Origin of the sequence: Vreelandella sulfidaeris (assembly GCF_042429665.1) — a bacterium.
In the GTDB taxonomy this organism is placed as follows: Bacteria; Pseudomonadota; Gammaproteobacteria; order Pseudomonadales; family Halomonadaceae; genus Vreelandella.
In genome coordinates this window covers 925,016-940,699 of record NZ_JBHMAC010000010.1, presented here as the reverse complement: position 1 = coordinate 940,699, position 15,684 = coordinate 925,016, and the positions used below count along the sequence as shown (strand labels likewise).

Sequence of the window (15,684 nt, the reverse complement as noted above, 5' to 3'; positions counted from 1 at the left end):
ATTTATTCCTGCTGAGAAGTTGGCTCATACGCCGAATCATTGGGACCCAGACGCTCAACGACTTCGAGATCAAAGCCGGATAGCGCCGAAAATTTCCACGGCGAGCTAAGTAAACGCATTTTTCCGACGCCCAAATAGCGCAGAATCTGCGAACCGGTACCGATCGTTAAATAGTTACCTGCACCGTCAGATTCACTGGTACGCGGCTGGCGAACGCGATCCAAAAAGATATCAAGCTGCTCTTTTAAATCCTGGGCGGGTCGTCCGTCATCAATCAGGACAAACACCCCAGCCGGCGAACCGGCAATTTCTTCAAGCGCCCGATGAGCGTCCCAGCGACACTGATCATCCTTCAACAGGCCCAGCACATCGCGCAGCGTATCGGTAAGATGTACACGCACCGTGGTTGATACGTCAGGGGTGGGCTGGCCTTTCACCAGGGCCAAGTGGTGCGCCCCCTGAATACGATCACGGAACACGTGTAACGTCAGCTCGCCATGAGCGGTCATGACGGTTGAGTCTTCCAGATGATCGATGGTCTGCTCATTAACAATGCGGTAATGGATCAAGTCCGCAATGGTTCCAATCTTAATGCCGTGCTCTTGAGCAAAGGCTTCAAGCTCAGGGCGCCGCGCCATACTGCCGTCATCGTTCATGACCTCGCAGATCACACCGCTGGGGTCACATCCGGCCAGCGCCGCCAAATCACACGCCGCCTCGGTATGCCCCGCTCGGCGTAACACGCCACCAGGCTCTGCCATTAGCGGAAAGATATGCCCTGGCTGAACGATATCGGAAGGCTTGGCATGGGGTGCCACCGCTGCCTGTACCGTACGCGCGCGATCACCGGCGGAAATACCGGTCGTCACGCCTTCGGTCGCTTCAATCGAGAGCGTAAACTTGGTGCCAAAACCCGAGCCATTGTCGCGCACCATTAGCGGCAAATTAAGCTGCTCGCAGCGGGCACGAGTCATGGGCATGCAGATCAGCCCCCGGGCAAAACGCGCCATGAAGTTGATATGCTCGGCCTGCACTTTTTCGGCGGCCATAATAATATCACCTTCATTTTCGCGATCCTCATCGTCCATGAGAATCACCATTTTGCCCTGGCGGATATCTTCCACCAACTCGGCGATAGGGGCTAAGCCTCTAGAGGAGGAATGCGCCATGGAATCTCCCAATAAGTGTTGTCGCGAAAGCTGCGATTTCGCGCGTCAGGGTACCTTGGTATCGCCTATTGCGCTAGTCGTCAAAGGGGAAGCGATAATGCGCCAATCACGCCCTACCGCTCGCATATCATGAATGGCTAAACGTCGCTGGTCAGCCATGCGCGCAAGCCCTGGCAGCGCAAATAGTGGCCTGGCATCGCCGCCTAACAAAGTGGGTGCGACAAACAACTGCAGTTCGTCGACCAGCTCGGCGTCCAGCATCGCGCCTGCTAATGTGGCGCCGGTTTCAACCAGCAACTCATTAACCTGCTCGTTTTCGACTAACCACTGAAGCATCAAGGCGAGGTCGATACGGCCATCGTTGCCGGCCGGCAATACCTGCACCTCCGCCCCGGCCTGGGTTAACCGAGCACGCTTTTCAGCCGAGTGATCAGGGGTCGTAATGACCAGCGTGCGCCCTGGTTCAGTTAAACAGGCAGCCGCCAGCGGTAACCGCAAATGGGTATCTAAAATCACTCGCAATGGTTGGCGAATGACGATGTCATCGGCATTCGCAAGCTTGAGTTGTTCGGGCCGCAACGTCAGTCGTGCGTCATCCATGATAATCGATTCCACACCGCTTAATATCGCGCTGGAACGCGCCCGCAGCCGCTGCACCTGAGTTCGCGCCTCGGGGCCGGTGATCCACTGAGATTCGCCGGAGCCCATCGCTGTTCGGCCATCCAAACTCATGGCCATTTTCAAGCGCACAAAGGGCCGCTGGGTCGTCATGCGCGCAATAAAGCCTGGATTGAGCGCCCGCGCCTCACTCTCAAGCAAGCCCACGGCCACTTCAATACCGGCCTCTTCAAGCATACGGATACCACGACCACTGACCTGGGGGTTTGGGTCCACCATGGCCACCACTACTCGAGACACCTGGGCAATCGTCAACGCCTGCGCGCAAGGCCCCGTCCGGCCAGTGTGAGAACACGGCTCCAGCGTCACGTAAGCCGTTGCCCCCTCGGCCAACTCGCCAGCGGCTTCCAACGCGTGGATTTCCGCATGGGCCTCTCCAGCCCGTAGGTGGAAGCCCTCACCAACGACCTGCCCATTAAGCACTATCACACAGCCGACCCGGGGATTAGGATCCGTGGTGTAAAGCCCTTTGCGGGCTAGCGTCAGCGCTTGCGCCATGTAGCGGTGATCGGCTTGGCTAAATATGTCAGTCATGTTGACGGCTCGCTGCCATGGCCAGGTTTAACCATTGACGGGTGGGTCGGCTCTTGAGAAAGCCGGTCGATTTCGGCGCGAAACTCGTCCAGATCCTGGAATTTGCGATATACCGACGCAAAGCGAATATAAGCTACATGATCAAGGCTTTTAAGGGCCTGCATGACGGATTCGCCGATATCACGGGCATTGATTTCCCGATCGCCGCGGGCGCGCAGGGTTTGCCGAATGCGCTCAACCGCGGCTTCCATCGATTCCGCGCTGACGGGGCGCTTCTCTAGCGCACGTAGCATGCCTGCCCGTAATTTGGTTTCATTAAAGCTTTCCCGCGAACCGTCCGACTTCACCACGCGGGGCATTACCAGCTCCGCGGTTTCATAGGTGGTAAAGCGTTCCTGGCAGTTCGCACACTGGCGACGGCGGCGAACCTGATCACCATCGGCGACAAGCCGCGAGTCGGTCACTCGAGTATCGTTTGCACCACAAAAAGGGCAATGCATGGCGGTCAACCTATTGTCATCTCGTGTTGGCGTGCCACACGAGTTAGCGTGTTATAACCTGTCGATGTGTGTGCTATTAATGGCGTTAAAACGCTTACAAACTCACAGCTCTATCTAAGCATTGTAACGATTTGGCACACAAGCTGCAGCGTTTGTGGCAGATTGTTTATCAGGAGTTATCCATGCCGTCTTTCGAGCAGACCGTTCGACACTATCTCAGTCATCTTTACGGCCCCCGCGCGGGCGAAGTTCAGCGACGCCTAAACCTACATATTGAACACTTTCAGGCGCATGCCCCCTTTTCGTCCGCAAGCGACGATGCACCGTCCAAGCATGCACCTTCATGGAGCGAGAAAGACCAGTGGGTCATCTGCTACGGCGACTCCATTCTTGAAGAAGGTGTGGCCCCGTTGGCGGTGCTGAGCGACTTCCTGCAAGCGAGACTGGGAGACCGGATCAGCGGCGTACACGTACTGCCCTTCTTTCCGTGGAGCAGCGACGACGGCTTCTCGGTCATCCACTATCGTGAAGTTAACAGCGAGCTGGGCGACTGGTCGCATATCCGTGAGCTTGCAAGTCACTACGATGTAATGGCCGACCTGGTCCTCAATCACGTCTCGCGGGAATCACTGTGGTTTGTCGATTACCTGGGTGGCAGCCTCCCGGGGCGCGACTATTTTATCGAAGTCGACCCCGAGACAGATGTATCCCAGGTCGTTCGCCCGCGCAGCAGCCCCTTGCTGGTTCCTGTCTCGACACGACGCGGCACTCGTTACCTGTGGGCGACTTTTTCCGAAGACCAGCTAGACCTCAACTTTGAAAACCCGGATGTGCTGCTCGAATTCGTGGGTATTTTACTTTTCTATTTGCAGCAAGGCACACGAATGATACGCCTGGATGCGGTGGCCTTTTTATGGAAGCGGCTAGGCACTAGCTGTATTCATTTGCCAGAAACGCATACCGTGGTACGCCTACTGCGGGCGATCGTGGATCATGTGGCGCCGGGTACGCTGTTGGTGACTGAAACCAACGTACCTCACCGGGAGAACATGAGTTATTTCGGGCTTGAGCGGATTCCCAACGGCCCGCCCGATGAAGCTCACATGATCTACCAGTTCACCCTGCCGCCGCTGTTGCTACATACGCTAACGCGAGGCGAGGCGAGCACATTACAAACCTGGCTTGCCAGCCTTCCCGTGCTGCCGACGAACTGCACCTACCTGAATTTCACCGCCAGTCACGACGGTATTGGTGTGCGTCCGCTGGAAGGTTTATTACCGGATCATGAGCGGGATGCGTTGCTGGAACTGATGCATCGTTTCGGCGGTTTCGTCAGCATGCGCAGCAATCCCGACGGCCCTGACACACCCTATGAAATCAATATCACCTGGTTTGAAGCCATGCGCGGCACCCGTCGTGGCCCCGACCCGTGGCAGATTGCGCGCTTCTTATGTAGCCAAGCGATCATGCTGAGTTTACAGGGTATCCCTGCGCTTTATATTCATACGCTGACGGGCACCCTCAATGACGTAGAAGGCGTAGAACGCAGCGGTCGGTTACGCTCCATTAACCGTCGCCGCTGGCAGCGTAGCGAGCTTGACCTGCTGCTAGACAGCCCCTCCACCCCCACTCACGATGTTTTCAAAGCGCTGAGCCGACTGTTGGAACTGCGTCGTCAAGAGCCCTGCTTTGACCCCAGCGCTGCGCAGCGGGTTTTGGATTCATGCCCCGAACTGCTGGCACTGGAGCGCGGTCCGCTACATGATGGTCGCCGCCTGTTAGCGCTCTATAACGTTACCGACCTGCCGCTCCCCTTTGAAAACATGGGCGAGGCAGTGACTCAAGCGCTGAGCAACCATACTTGGCAGACGCTGGACGCTGCTACAACGTGGGTAAACGAAGGCACGCTTCCCCCCTATGCAGTACGCTGGCTGGTAACATCGTACTAATATCATTGCTCATTGAATAAGGCGCGTCATGCACTTAAATCGTCCCATGCTTACCAGCGGATTGCTTCTACTGACCGTATGTGCAAGCACTGTCACCGCTTCCGATGAGCTTCCTGCTCCTGTTCAAGCACTTGTTGACCAAGGCGTGGAGATTCATGCCTCGTTTGAGGCTCCAGGTGGTTTGCGCGGTTACGGCGCCAGCACAGAAGGCCGTGAGATGGTGATCTATTTAACTCCGGATGGTGAGCATGCGGTGGTCGGCACACTAACGGATAGCCAGGGCAATAACCTTACCGACGCGCAGTTGGACGAGCATGTACGCGCCCCGCTGGAAGCACAAACCTGGCAGCTATTGCGCGACAGCCATTGGGTTCAGGATGGCGATGTGCAGGCGCCCCGGGTGATTTACACCTTTACGGACCCTAATTGCCCCTACTGCCGTCAGTTATGGCAAGAAACACGCCCCTGGGTCGAGGCTGGCGAGGTACAGTTGCGCCATATCATGGTGGGTATTTTAGCCCCCGATAGCCCAGGTAAAGCGGCCGCTATACTGGGGGCCGATGATCCTGCCGCCACCTTGCAGGCTCATGAACGAGCGGAAATTACGGTAGAGGCTAGCGCCCAGCCAAGGGAGATCGAAGAGCAGGTATATGCCAATAACCAGCTCTTCGAGGCACTTGGTTTGTACGCCACGCCCACCTCCGCTTTCCAGCGCGAAGTGGAGAACGGGACCCTGCGTATCGAACGTATTCAGGGTCTACCCAGCGATGAACAGCTAATCGATATGATGGGCAGCGCAACGCCTTAACGTTATCAGTTCGCCTTAACGCTATACGCTCGCCTTCAAACGCCGCCATTAGCTTTAGGGCTATACCCCGCTACCCCTTGTAAGCCAGCACTCCAATCCATCCATCACTCCTGCTCAACAACGCTGATGATTTAAAAGCCCGCCCTTTGATAACGTCAGAACTTATTAATGGGCACTTTTAAGTACCTAGTACCGTTGTCCTCAGCAGGAGGCAGTTCTCCGCCGCGCATATTGACCTGTACCGCCGGAATAATCAGCGTTGGCATGCCCAGGGTGGCGTCACGCTCAGTGCGCATTTCCACAAACGCCTCTTCGCTGACCCCTTCATGAACGTGAACATTGGCGCGGCGTTGTTCAGCGACGCTGGTTTCATATTCAAATGTGTCACGCCCGGGGGCTTTGTAATCGTGGCAGAGAAACAGGCGAGTGCGCTCTGGCAGCGCCAGCACTTTTTGGATGGAATGATAAAGCGTACGTGCATCACCGCCAGGGAAGTCACACCGAGCAGTACCATAATCCGGCATAAAGAGCGTATCGCCGACAAAGGCCGCGTCTCCCAGCACATAGGTGATACAGGCAGGCGTATGCCCCGGGGTGTGTAAAACCTGCCCTTCCAGCGTCCCGATGGTAAAGGTATCGCCTTCCTCAAACAGGACATCAAACTGACTGCCATCTCGCGAAAAATCGCCCCCCACATTAAATGTCTTAGCGAATATTTCCTGTACCTCAACAATGTTGGCGCCAATCGCGGTTTTGCCACCTAAAAGCGCATTCAGATAGGGGGCTGCTGAGAGGTGATCGGCATGAACATGAGTTTCTAAAACCCATTCAACCTCAAGTTGGTGTTCGCGTATAAACGCGATGATTTGATCAGCAGAACGCACATCTGTTCGACCTGCAGCGTAATCGAAATCAAGCACCGAATCTAAAATCGCGCAGGCACGACTGTCAGGATCCTGCACGACATAACTAAACGTGTTGGTTGGCTCATCAAAAAAGTGGGTAACGACAGGGCGTTTCATTGATTGCCTCCTAGGGGTACGCAGGCGCATGAGTTGAAAGACTCGCCAAGTATGTCACTCACAGCATAGTACGAAAAACAACTATAGTTATTCCTTTTATGAATATAACCTTAACTTCATATACAACATAAGCTAACGCTAAATAAACGATGTTAAAAAAATTCGCTAAGGTCTGGCGCTTTTAAGCCGATAGATAAGGAGTCAATTCAATAAAAAATAAGGAACGCCATGTCCCGTTTAACAACAACGCAAAAGCTCTGGGGAACGCTGGGTATCATATGGGTCGCGATGCTGCTTTTAGTAGGTTGGCTTGCGTGGGAGAACCGTCACACGATAGAGACCGAACGCCGCGACAGCATTCAATACGTGGTCGAGAGCGTACAGAGCCAAATCGAAGCGCTTCAGGCACGGGTAACGGCCGGTGAACTCAGCCTTGAAGAAGCCCAGCAGCGCGCTATCGATAACATGGCCAGCGTCGGCTTCGGGGATGGCGAGTATATTTTCTCGTTCAACGACGAGTTATTGATTATTTCACACCCTACCCGCCCTACGGGCACTGACATGACCAACTATGAAGATGCCAGCGGTATGGCGCTATACCCTGAGTTATTGCGTGTAGCCCAAGCTGGCGGAGGCCACGTTAATTACTACTCTACTCGCGCGGGTGGCGATGAACAGATTCCCAAAACCAGCTATGTCGGGTACCTCCCTGAGTGGGAGTGGTCACTCGCCACGGGTGTGTATGTCGACGATATTAATGCAGCGTTTATCAGCGGCTTGATTCGCTCGGTCGTCATACTGCTGATCATTGGCTTACCGGTCACGCTGCTGATGGGGTGGGTAATTCGTGACGTTTCTCGTCGTTTGGGCGGCGACCCTCGTTACGCGGCAAGCGTCGTTCGTCATATCGCTGATGGGGATTTAACTCAAACCACCCAGCTATCGGCCAAGGACCAAGAGAGCCTGCTGTTTAATATTAACCGTATGCGTGAAACCCTGGCCGAAACGATTGGTAATATCCACCATGAGGCCAGTCAGGTTAATAATGGTGTTGAGCAAATTGTCGGTGTTAACGAAGAGCTTTCGACCCGTACCGAAGAACAGGCCGCCTCGTTGGCGGAAACCGCTTCCAGCATGGAGCAGCTCACCGCCACCGTGAAGCAAAATGCCGAACACGCCGACCATGCGCGCTCGCTTGCCGCTCGCACCGCCGATAGCGCGCAGCGCGGCAGCGACTCCATGGCGACCGTTATCACTACCATGGCGACGATTAATGAAAGCGCCACCCAGATGAGCAGCATCGTCAACACGATTGACGGAATTGCCTTCCAAACCAATATCCTAGCGCTCAATGCCTCAGTAGAAGCCGCGCGCGCTGGCGAGCAAGGCCGCGGATTTGCCGTGGTCGCCAATGAGGTCCGCAATTTAGCTAGTCGTTCGGCAGCAGCAGCTCAGGAGATAAAAAGCTTAATCGAAGCGTCGGACAGCAAAGTAGTAGAAGGCAGCCGCCAAGTGCGCGCGACTGGTGATGTGATTAACAGCATGGTCGATGACATTAAGCAGCTAAGTACGCTGGTGCAGGAAATTTCGTCGGCCACCATTGAGCAAAGCAGCGGTATCGAGCAGGTTAATCTGGCCGTGACCCAAATGGATCAAATGACTCAGCAAAATGCCAGCCTAGTGCAGGAAAGCAACCATGCTACTCAAGCGCTTGCCCAGCTCAGCGCTCAACTGCGCCAGTTGGTTGCTCACTTCCGCATTAACCAAAATGACGAGCATATCCCGGCAAGCTTGCCCGCCACTAAACAGGCTCATCAAGTAGCTCATCACTCTAGCGACTTTTAACGCTTAACGTTGTAACGACGTGCTTTGAGGCGGCCATGATAATGGCCGCCTCAATGTTTATATGAATGCCCCTCTGCTCTACTTTCTTCTTTTCAACTCTCTTTTTCTAAACTCTCTTTTTCTAAACTTTCTTCTTCTCACCTATCTTATTTCACCTCTCCCCCTCAAGTTCCTCCTTCTCTGCTCTCCTTCTTACCTTCCTTTCCTGCTTTTCATGTTCACCCTGACAGACCACTAGGTGCTGACCGCCATTAAGCTAAAAATGGCCTTCATGAGTAATTTTATTAAGGTTCGTTGCGTTTAGGCCGATAAATAAAAACTTACTTAATTATTAAAAATTAATTGAAAAATTAGGGAAGTCATGACGCATTTAACGACGACGCAAAAACTGTGGGGAACGCTGGGTATCATTTGGGTAGCCATGCTGCTAATGGTGGGCTGGCTAGCCTGGGAGAATCGACAAACGATTGAGAGCGAACGCCGCGATAGTATTCAATACGTAATCGAAAGCGTACATAGCCAAATTGAAGCTCTGCAAGCGCGAGTAGTCACCGGGGAACTCAGCGAGGAAGAAGCGCAGCAGCGAGCGATTGATAATATGGCCAGCGCCAGCTTTGGTGACGGTGAATATATATTCGCCTTCGATGATGACCTACGTATTGTATCCCACCCCAACCGCCCGCTCGGCGAAGACATGAGTGCCTATCAGGATAGCAACGGCATGGATTTGTATGCCGCGTTTAGAGCCGCCGCTCAAGCGGGCGGCGGCCATGTAGGCTACTACTCCCGACGCATCACTGGCGATGCCCAGGTACCTAAAATCAGCTATGTGGCCTACCTGCCAGAATGGAACTGGTCCCTCGCCTCGGGTGTTTATGTCGATGATATTAACACCGCCTTTATCAGCGGCTTGATTCGCTCGATAGTGATCCTACTGATCATTGGCTTACCGGTCACACTGCTGATGGGCTGGGTAATTCGTGACGTTTCGCGCCAATTAGGCGGCGATCCTCGCTACGCGGCAAGCGTCGTGCGCTATATCGCCGACGGGGATTTGACCCAAAGCACTCAGCTATCAGCCAAGGATCAACAAAGCCTGCTGTTTAATATTAACCGCATGCGCGAAGCCCTTGCCAATACGATTGGCGACATTCACCACGAGGCAAACCAGGTGAATAATGGCGTTGAGCAAATTGTCGGCGTTAACGAAGAGCTTTCGACCCGTACCGAAGAGCAGGCTGCATCATTAGCAGAAACGGCCTCCAGCATGGAGCAGCTCACCGCCACCGTGAAGCAAAATGCCGAACATGCCGACCATGCGCGCTCGCTTGCCACTCGCACCGCCGATAGCGCGCAGCGCGGCAGTGACTCCATGGCGACCGTTATCACCACCATGGCGACGATTAATGAAAGCGCCACCCAGATGAGCAGTATCGTCAACACGATTGATGGAATTGCCTTCCAAACCAATATCCTTGCGCTCAATGCCTCAGTGGAAGCCGCCCGCGCTGGCGAGCAAGGCCGTGGCTTTGCCGTAGTCGCCAATGAGGTTCGCAATTTAGCTAGTCGTTCGGCTGCAGCAGCGCAGGAAATCAAGAGCTTGATTGAGGCCTCTGACAAGAAAGTGACGGAGGGCAGTCATCAAGTCCGCGAGACCGGTGATGTGATTAACGGCATGGTCGATGACATTAAGCAGCTAAGTACGCTGGTGCAGGAAATTTCGTCGGCCACCATTGAGCAAAGCAGTGGGATCGAGCAAGTCAACCTCGCCGTGACGCAAATGGATCAAATGACTCAGCAAAACGCCGGTTTGGTACAAGAAAGCAACCACGCCACCCAGGCGCTTGCCCAGCTCAGTACCCAACTGCGCCAACTGGTGGCCAATTTCCGCATCAATCAGAATGACGGACATGCCCCGGCAAGCTTGCCTACCGCTAAACAGACTCAGCAAGTAGCCTATCAATCTAGTGATTTTTAGGGCCTGAGACGATAAGCGAAGCACGGCAACCTCAGGGTTGCCGTGTTTCGTTGCGAATAGGGGCTTCTCCCCGTCTGATGCGAGGATAAAAGAAAAAGCGGGTGAGCGTTTGCCAGCGCTGCTTATGGTAGAGTTCATTATAAATTTTCAGGAGAGATCATGCCGATAGAACCGGGTGATTATCCGATAATCGAGCCTGACACGGCGTTAGGACTTGCACTCGTTGAGTTTTTCGATGTGCTTGAGCCTGTGTATGCAAATGGCGAGAAAGGCGTTTTTCAAGTGATTGTCTTTGGTGGCTATGCGGTGCATATTCATTCGCAAGTTCGAGGGAGCGCGGATATAGACGCCGAGGTTTCGTCCCATGGGTTGGCAGATAAATCTGAAATAGCTGCCCTCCTAGGTGAAGACGCCTAAGTCTTTGCTGATGAAGAAGGCATAGTGCAAATCCTGGAGTTGGACACCAGTTTTAATACCACGTTAGCTCCTCTACATGAGGATTACGAAGATCGCGTCATTCGGCTGATGAATCAAAGCAGTGTTTCTAACGTGGAAGTCTACGTCGCAAGTGCGCTAGATGTGGCCATTTCAAAGCTTGGTCGTTTTGGTGATCGTGATCAAAACGATATTCAAACGTTGCTGAAGCTTCCTTATATCGACATTGACGAATTCGAACGATTAGCCCGAGAAGCGATCAGCTACTATGTAGGGGATGAAATGCGCATTTCAGGGAATCTGAAAGTGATGCTAGACGACTATCATCAAAGGCAGGGCTAATTATGACGTTTTCTGTCACCTATAAACAGCTATACCGCGTGGGTTCTCGCCCTCTTGAAAGCGCTATTGAGGATGTCAAGAAGCTTGCCGAGCGCATCTGGTATAAAGGTTATCAGCCTACGTGGGGAGAGCTCGAAACACTTCGTGCCGCTATGACACATAAAGAGTTTCAGCGTTCGCTTTGTGTTCTTGAAATGCTGAGCCAGTATCCTGTCTGTCGCCGTGATACCGCGCTGCACTTACAACAGATGACCCAGCGCCTCCATCGGGAGTTGTTAGGGGGGGACGATGCTCCTACTCAAGGCAGATACTCCCCTGGCAAACGCTGGGGTCTAACAGATACTACGACGCCACTTCGCAAAGCATTGCTTCCGCTTCAGACACGCACCTTTGCTGATTCGACTGGTCATCGTCATGGGCTTAGCGCTTAGCGCCAGTAGAAAACACTCTGATGGAGGACGTGCCCCCGCACATCCTCTTCTCTACCTCATTTAGCGCCACGCCCCCATGTCATCGCAAGCGAAGTGACGCAATCTGAGGTTGCCCTATACCTTGCCCTGGTTATCAAGCTCTACAGCTTCATTCATTCTGGCTAGCAGATCAGGTGCAGCGGCCTGCACCCGGTTCCAACTGGGAATAAAGGGGCGCTCTCGGGGGTTATCCATGAATAGATTGCCTGCTTCCAGTAAATTACTGGCAAACAGCTCCACTGCTTGTTCTTCGCTGTGGCGATCCAAGCTCAGGCCATTCATGGTGGCATCGTGATCATACGCTTCGATCAAATCCAGAGCGAAGCGATAGTAAGTGGCTTTGAGCGTTCGGAAATCTTCGCTACTGAAGGTAATGCCTTGCGTCGCCAATTTTCGATACAGCGCTTTGGAAATATCCAGGCTCATGCGGTTTAAGCCACCATTCGGATCATCTTCGCTGACCGGCTGATGCTTGTGGTCATAGGCATCGGCAATGTCCACCTGACAAAGCTGTCGCACAGAATAGTTGCGCTGCAACTCTGACAATACGCCAATTTCCAGCCCCCAGTCAGCGGGCATCCGAATTCCTTCCAGCACTTCACGACGCATGGCAAACTCGCCCGACAGCGGATAACGGAAGCCATCCAAGTAATCGAGATACGGCATCGGCCCGCATACGGTTTTAAGCGCGCGAATCAGCGGCGTCACCAATAACCGCGATACGCGACCATTTAGCTTGCCCTCTGCAATACGAGGGTAATAGCCCTTGCTAAAGCTATAGTTAAAATTAGGATGGGCCACCGGATACATCAGACGCGCTAGCATTCCGCGTTCGTAGGTCAAGATATCGCAATCATGGAGCCCCACCACTGCAGAATGCCCTGACGACAGCATATAGCCCGCGCAATACCAGACATTGCGCCCTTTACCGGGCTCCAATGCGCCCAGACCATGTTCTTCAAGCTCGGCATCCAAAGCGCGCAAACGTGGACCATCGTTCCATAAGATCCGGGTATGCTGGGGCAGCCGAGAGAAAAACTCCCGCGCGTACAAGAACTGTTCACGATCGGCTTTATCCAGACCAATCACAATCTCGCTTAGGTACGGGACATTTACCAGCTCATCGACAATGGACGATAATGCAGGCCCTTCCAACTCCGAAAAAAGCGAGGGCAGAATTAGCCCCATAGGGCGTCGTTTAGAAAATTGACAAAGCTCCTGCTCAAGCGCTTCAACCGGACGTCGAGTCAGGTTGTGAAAGTCAGTAATAATTCCATTTTGATGAAAATCACTCATGCGCAAACCTCCCTGGTTCTAATAAATAGTTCTAATAAATAGTACTAATAAACAGTTCTAATAAGTGGATTACACCCTTGCTCTTCTCCACCACCGCTAGACGACGGTCATTTTGCCCCACCAGTGGGCCACGCCCTCAGCCCAGCCTTTCGGCCCGGTGGCTTGAGTGCGATAGAGCGAGGTATTGCGAGGCTCGACCACTAAATCATGGCAACCGCGGATGACCACCGCTTGATCGACAGCTTCGAGCATAGTGATATCGTTTGGCCCATCCCCCAGGCCCAGCGAAAGCGGGGTCTGCCCTTTTAACGCCGTAAAACGCTTTACTAGCCACTCTACGGCACTGCCCTTATCGGCCGATTGTCCCATCACATGCCAGAAGCGCCCGCCTTGGGTCAGTTGTAAACCATCGCCCTCTAGCGCGGCACGAAACGATTCCAGCGCCTCATCACTGTCTTTCCATAACAAAGGCTCACTGCCCTCGCGCTGACACGCATCCCGAGCGCGTGCGTCGTCAAGCCCTGTGAGCTCCATGACTTCTTGCACGCTCAGCTCTCCCATACGCGTAAAGCGAACACCCAGGCGTTCGCGCCATACCGTTAAACGGGCACGAATAAAACCGATATCAACGCCTGGGTGTTTAATGACCACACCATCATCCCCGATGCCAGGTTGATCTAAGCGGGCATGGCACCAGTCCGGAGGCAACCCAATCACCGCCCCGTTCTCAGCGACAAAGGGGGTCGCCATCAGGCCGAGCGCTTCACGTAGGGGAAACAACTCAGCACGGGTTTTACTGGTCACCGGGATGACGGGCACCCCCCACTGTTTTAAGCGCTCAAGCCACGGGGCGGCTGGGGCGAAGTCATAATTGTGGTGGTCCAGCAGCGAGCCATCCAAATCAGTCATTACCAGCCGCGGCTGTAAGATCGATTCATCCAGAGGAGCAGACCCTGAGGTCGATAGTGAAGGGCTAGTGGGTTCAGGCATGGGACTACCTCTTTTAGGTCTTAACGCAGCGTCACACGTCATATTTGGCGACACTTATCGGCTATTCACGTTGCCATTTACGTTAGTTAGCAAGTTACAAGCCAAAACGGAGAAGTGCTGGTTTAGCAAGGGGTTACATAATGATTAATAGCGACGCTCTACTGAGTCTAGCGCTAAACCCAAAACATCACCAAAAAGAGGCAATACAAAAGCACCAAAAAAAAGCATGCAAAAGAAAAGTGTGCGTTTGTGACGTTTCTCTTAAAAAGCCTATTAGCTTTTATAAAAACTGCCAACAAACGCAACAAATCTTGGCAATCTCTTAAAAAAAGCTATACTGAAGCTGTACCCACTGAGGATCTTGTACACCCCTCACTTGATTCCAGTGGGCTGCAGTGAACCAAGCCCTTTAATGCCCGCCTCCCCGGCGGGCTTTTTTTGTCATATTGCTAAGTTAGATTGCCGTGTCGCTACGCTCCAGGCAATGACATACATAGAGCTACTCGACGTGAATGACCACCTCTACTCGCCGGTTACGCGCTCGCCCTTCTGCGCTGGCGTTACTCTCAAGCGGCTTGGTCGCTGCCAGGCCTACCGCGCGCAGTCGCTCTGCATCGACGCCTGCGGCTTCCAACGCTTCGACAATGGCGATCGCCCTGGCGCTTGAAAGTGCCCAGTTAGATGAATACTCCTCGGTGCTAATCGTTTGGCTATCCGAGTGCCCTTCGACCCATACTTCACCATCGTAGCGCTGGATGGTTTCCAGCAGGCTGCCCACCAACGAAGACCCGTCGTCAGTTAACTCGGCAGTGGCTGACGGAAATAGCAATTGATCCTGCACGCGAAGGCTAATCCCTTCCGCCACACGGGATACTTCAACGCCTTCCAGGTCGGGCAGATACGGAGACTCCTCAACGCGCTGAGAGAGCGCCTGTTCCAGCGCCACCGCCCCTAGTATTGCTTCATCGCTCACTGTTTGTACGTTGACTGGTGGGCGATCCGTTAACACCACCATATAGTCCGCCAGAGGCGACGCTAAATTCTCGCTGCCTGTCGACATCAGCAGAGTGGGCAGTGAGATAACCGGTTCAGCGCGAGGCTGCGGAGTAGGCGCGGCCAATAAAGGCGGAACGCCATAGCGTACTCGTCGTGGCAATCCTGCCACCCCAAGCGCTGCGCTAATGGCCATAGGGCTTAATCCTTCGCCGCTCCATCTAACGATGACTGCATGCTCATCCGAGCGTTGTTCCAAAGACTGCTCCAATTCAGGCGGGAGAGGAATCTCCAGCTCAGGCGGCGGCGTATATGTATAATCCTCCGCCAACTCCTGCTCGCTCCACTCTGGTTTTATGGGGCCGGCCGCCGCAATAATCACCACAAAGAGAGCCACGAGCAGTGTCATGATATCGAGGTAACTAATCATCCAGCCGCTGCCGCTATCACTTTCGTGATAGGCCGTCATTAACGAGTCATGGCGCGGACCACTGCGGTGATCTTCAAGCATGGTTTTTATCGCTCATTCAAGTTTTGAACCTTGTGGCCGATATAACGAAATATGACAAGCTATGCATTGCAAACGGTGCATTACAAACCGGGCATGAAAAAGTTAATCATTTTGAACCACCTATATAGAACTACGTACATAAAGCTAAGTATGCTAAACCAAGC

General features: G+C 53.6%; 13 protein-coding genes and 1 pseudogene. 7 read left to right on the top strand and 7 right to left on the bottom strand.

The annotated features are described in order from the left end of the window. Window positions 1–2: 2 nt before the first annotated feature. From ribBA to nrdR, 3 genes are read right to left on the bottom strand one after another with little or no spacing between them, the layout of a single operon-like run. Window positions 3–1,169: a bifunctional 3,4-dihydroxy-2-butanone-4-phosphate synthase/GTP cyclohydrolase II gene (ribBA, locus tag ACFFLD_RS09210; protein WP_386039365.1), complete on the bottom strand. Its 1,167-nt coding sequence runs from the start codon at window positions 1,167–1,169 to the stop codon at window positions 3–5. Window positions 1,170–1,214: 45 nt separating this feature from the next. Further along, complete coding sequence (gene ribD / locus ACFFLD_RS09205) at window positions 1,215–2,381, bottom strand: bifunctional diaminohydroxyphosphoribosylaminopyrimidine deaminase/5-amino-6-(5-phosphoribosylamino)uracil reductase RibD (protein WP_386039363.1); 1,167 nt, start codon at window positions 2,379–2,381, stop codon at window positions 1,215–1,217. Beyond that, window positions 2,378–2,881 carry a transcriptional regulator NrdR gene (gene nrdR, locus ACFFLD_RS09200; RefSeq protein WP_386039361.1) on the bottom strand — a complete coding sequence of 168 codons (504 nt, stop codon included), beginning with the start codon at window positions 2,879–2,881 and terminating at the stop codon, window positions 2,378–2,380. The genes ribD and nrdR overlap by 4 nt, the downstream gene beginning before the upstream one ends. 182 nt (window positions 2,882–3,063) lie before the next feature. Between nrdR and ACFFLD_RS09195 the strand changes: the two genes are divergently transcribed. Next, window positions 3,064–4,830: a sugar phosphorylase gene (locus ACFFLD_RS09195; protein WP_386039359.1), complete on the top strand. Its 1,767-nt coding sequence runs from the start codon at window positions 3,064–3,066 to the stop codon at window positions 4,828–4,830. Window positions 4,831–4,858: 28 nt separating this feature from the next. Further along, window positions 4,859–5,638 (top strand): thiol:disulfide interchange protein DsbG, encoded by a 780-nt coding sequence (dsbG, locus tag ACFFLD_RS09190; protein WP_386039357.1) that lies wholly within the window; start codon window positions 4,859–4,861, stop codon window positions 5,636–5,638. Window positions 5,639–5,793: 155 nt separating this feature from the next. Here dsbG and ACFFLD_RS09185 read toward each other — a convergent pair whose 3' ends face one another. Next, window positions 5,794–6,660, bottom strand: a complete 867-nt coding sequence (locus ACFFLD_RS09185) for an MBL fold metallo-hydrolase (RefSeq protein ID WP_386039355.1) — start codon at window positions 6,658–6,660, stop codon at window positions 5,794–5,796. A gap of 228 nt (window positions 6,661–6,888) precedes the next feature. On the opposite strand from ACFFLD_RS09185, the gene ACFFLD_RS09180 reads away from it, so the two are divergent. From ACFFLD_RS09180 to ACFFLD_RS09160, 5 genes are all read left to right on the top strand, one after another. Further along, window positions 6,889–8,505 carry a methyl-accepting chemotaxis protein gene (locus ACFFLD_RS09180; protein ID WP_386039353.1) on the top strand — a complete coding sequence of 539 codons (1,617 nt, stop codon included), beginning with the start codon at window positions 6,889–6,891 and terminating at the stop codon, window positions 8,503–8,505. Window positions 8,506–8,866: 361 nt separating this feature from the next. Next, window positions 8,867–10,483 (top strand): methyl-accepting chemotaxis protein, encoded by a 1,617-nt coding sequence (locus ACFFLD_RS09175; protein ID WP_386039351.1) that lies wholly within the window; start codon window positions 8,867–8,869, stop codon window positions 10,481–10,483. Window positions 10,484–10,642: 159 nt separating this feature from the next. Further along, on the top strand, window positions 10,643–10,900 hold the full coding sequence (locus ACFFLD_RS09170; RefSeq protein WP_386039349.1) for a hypothetical protein: 258 nt from the start codon (window positions 10,643–10,645) through the stop codon (window positions 10,898–10,900). Between the two features lie 24 nt (window positions 10,901–10,924). Next, on the top strand, window positions 10,925–11,260 hold the full coding sequence (locus tag ACFFLD_RS09165) for a DUF6036 family nucleotidyltransferase (RefSeq protein WP_386039347.1): 336 nt from the start codon (window positions 10,925–10,927) through the stop codon (window positions 11,258–11,260). 2 nt (window positions 11,261–11,262) lie between these two features. Next, window positions 11,263–11,691 (top strand): hypothetical protein, encoded by a 429-nt coding sequence (locus ACFFLD_RS09160; RefSeq protein WP_386039345.1) that lies wholly within the window; start codon window positions 11,263–11,265, stop codon window positions 11,689–11,691. A gap of 114 nt (window positions 11,692–11,805) precedes the next feature. On the opposite strand, the gene ACFFLD_RS09155 is transcribed toward ACFFLD_RS09160, so the two are convergent. From ACFFLD_RS09155 to ACFFLD_RS09145, 3 genes and pseudogenes are all read right to left on the bottom strand, one after another. Next, window positions 11,806–13,026 carry a glycosyl transferase gene (locus ACFFLD_RS09155; protein WP_386039343.1) on the bottom strand — a complete coding sequence of 407 codons (1,221 nt, stop codon included), beginning with the start codon at window positions 13,024–13,026 and terminating at the stop codon, window positions 11,806–11,808. Between the two features lie 31 nt (window positions 13,027–13,057). Further along, a pseudogene (locus tag ACFFLD_RS09150) lies at window positions 13,058–14,016 on the bottom strand (HAD-IIB family hydrolase). 499 nt (window positions 14,017–14,515) lie between these two features. After that, window positions 14,516–15,520, bottom strand: coding sequence for an OmpA family protein (locus ACFFLD_RS09145; RefSeq protein ID WP_386039341.1), 1,005 nt, complete (start codon window positions 15,518–15,520; stop codon window positions 14,516–14,518). Window positions 15,521–15,684 lie beyond the last annotated feature (164 nt).

Bases quoted from the DNA above. Each gene is read 5' to 3' on its own strand.
- nrdR (WP_386039361.1), bottom strand. From the start codon at position 2,881: ATGCATTGCCCTTTTTGTGGTGCAAACGATACTCGAGTGACCGACTCG.
- ACFFLD_RS09175 (WP_386039351.1), top strand. From the start codon at position 8,867: ATGACGCATTTAACGACGACGCAAAAACTGTGGGGAACGCTGGGTATC.
- ACFFLD_RS09180 (WP_386039353.1), top strand. From the start codon at position 6,889: ATGTCCCGTTTAACAACAACGCAAAAGCTCTGGGGAACGCTGGGTATC.
- ribBA (WP_386039365.1), bottom strand. From the start codon at position 1,169: ATGGCGCATTCCTCCTCTAGAGGCTTAGCCCCTATCGCCGAGTTGGTG.
- ACFFLD_RS09160 (WP_386039345.1), top strand. From the start codon at position 11,263: ATGACGTTTTCTGTCACCTATAAACAGCTATACCGCGTGGGTTCTCGC.
- ACFFLD_RS09185 (WP_386039355.1), bottom strand. From the start codon at position 6,660: ATGAAACGCCCTGTCGTTACCCACTTTTTTGATGAGCCAACCAACACG.
- ACFFLD_RS09170 (WP_386039349.1), top strand. From the start codon at position 10,643: ATGCCGATAGAACCGGGTGATTATCCGATAATCGAGCCTGACACGGCG.
- dsbG (WP_386039357.1), top strand. From the start codon at position 4,859: ATGCACTTAAATCGTCCCATGCTTACCAGCGGATTGCTTCTACTGACC.
- ribD (WP_386039363.1), bottom strand. From the start codon at position 2,381: ATGACTGACATATTTAGCCAAGCCGATCACCGCTACATGGCGCAAGCG.
- ACFFLD_RS09155 (WP_386039343.1), bottom strand. From the start codon at position 13,026: ATGAGTGATTTTCATCAAAATGGAATTATTACTGACTTTCACAACCTG.
- ACFFLD_RS09145 (WP_386039341.1), bottom strand. From the start codon at position 15,520: ATGCTTGAAGATCACCGCAGTGGTCCGCGCCATGACTCGTTAATGACG.
- ACFFLD_RS09195 (WP_386039359.1), top strand. From the start codon at position 3,064: ATGCCGTCTTTCGAGCAGACCGTTCGACACTATCTCAGTCATCTTTAC.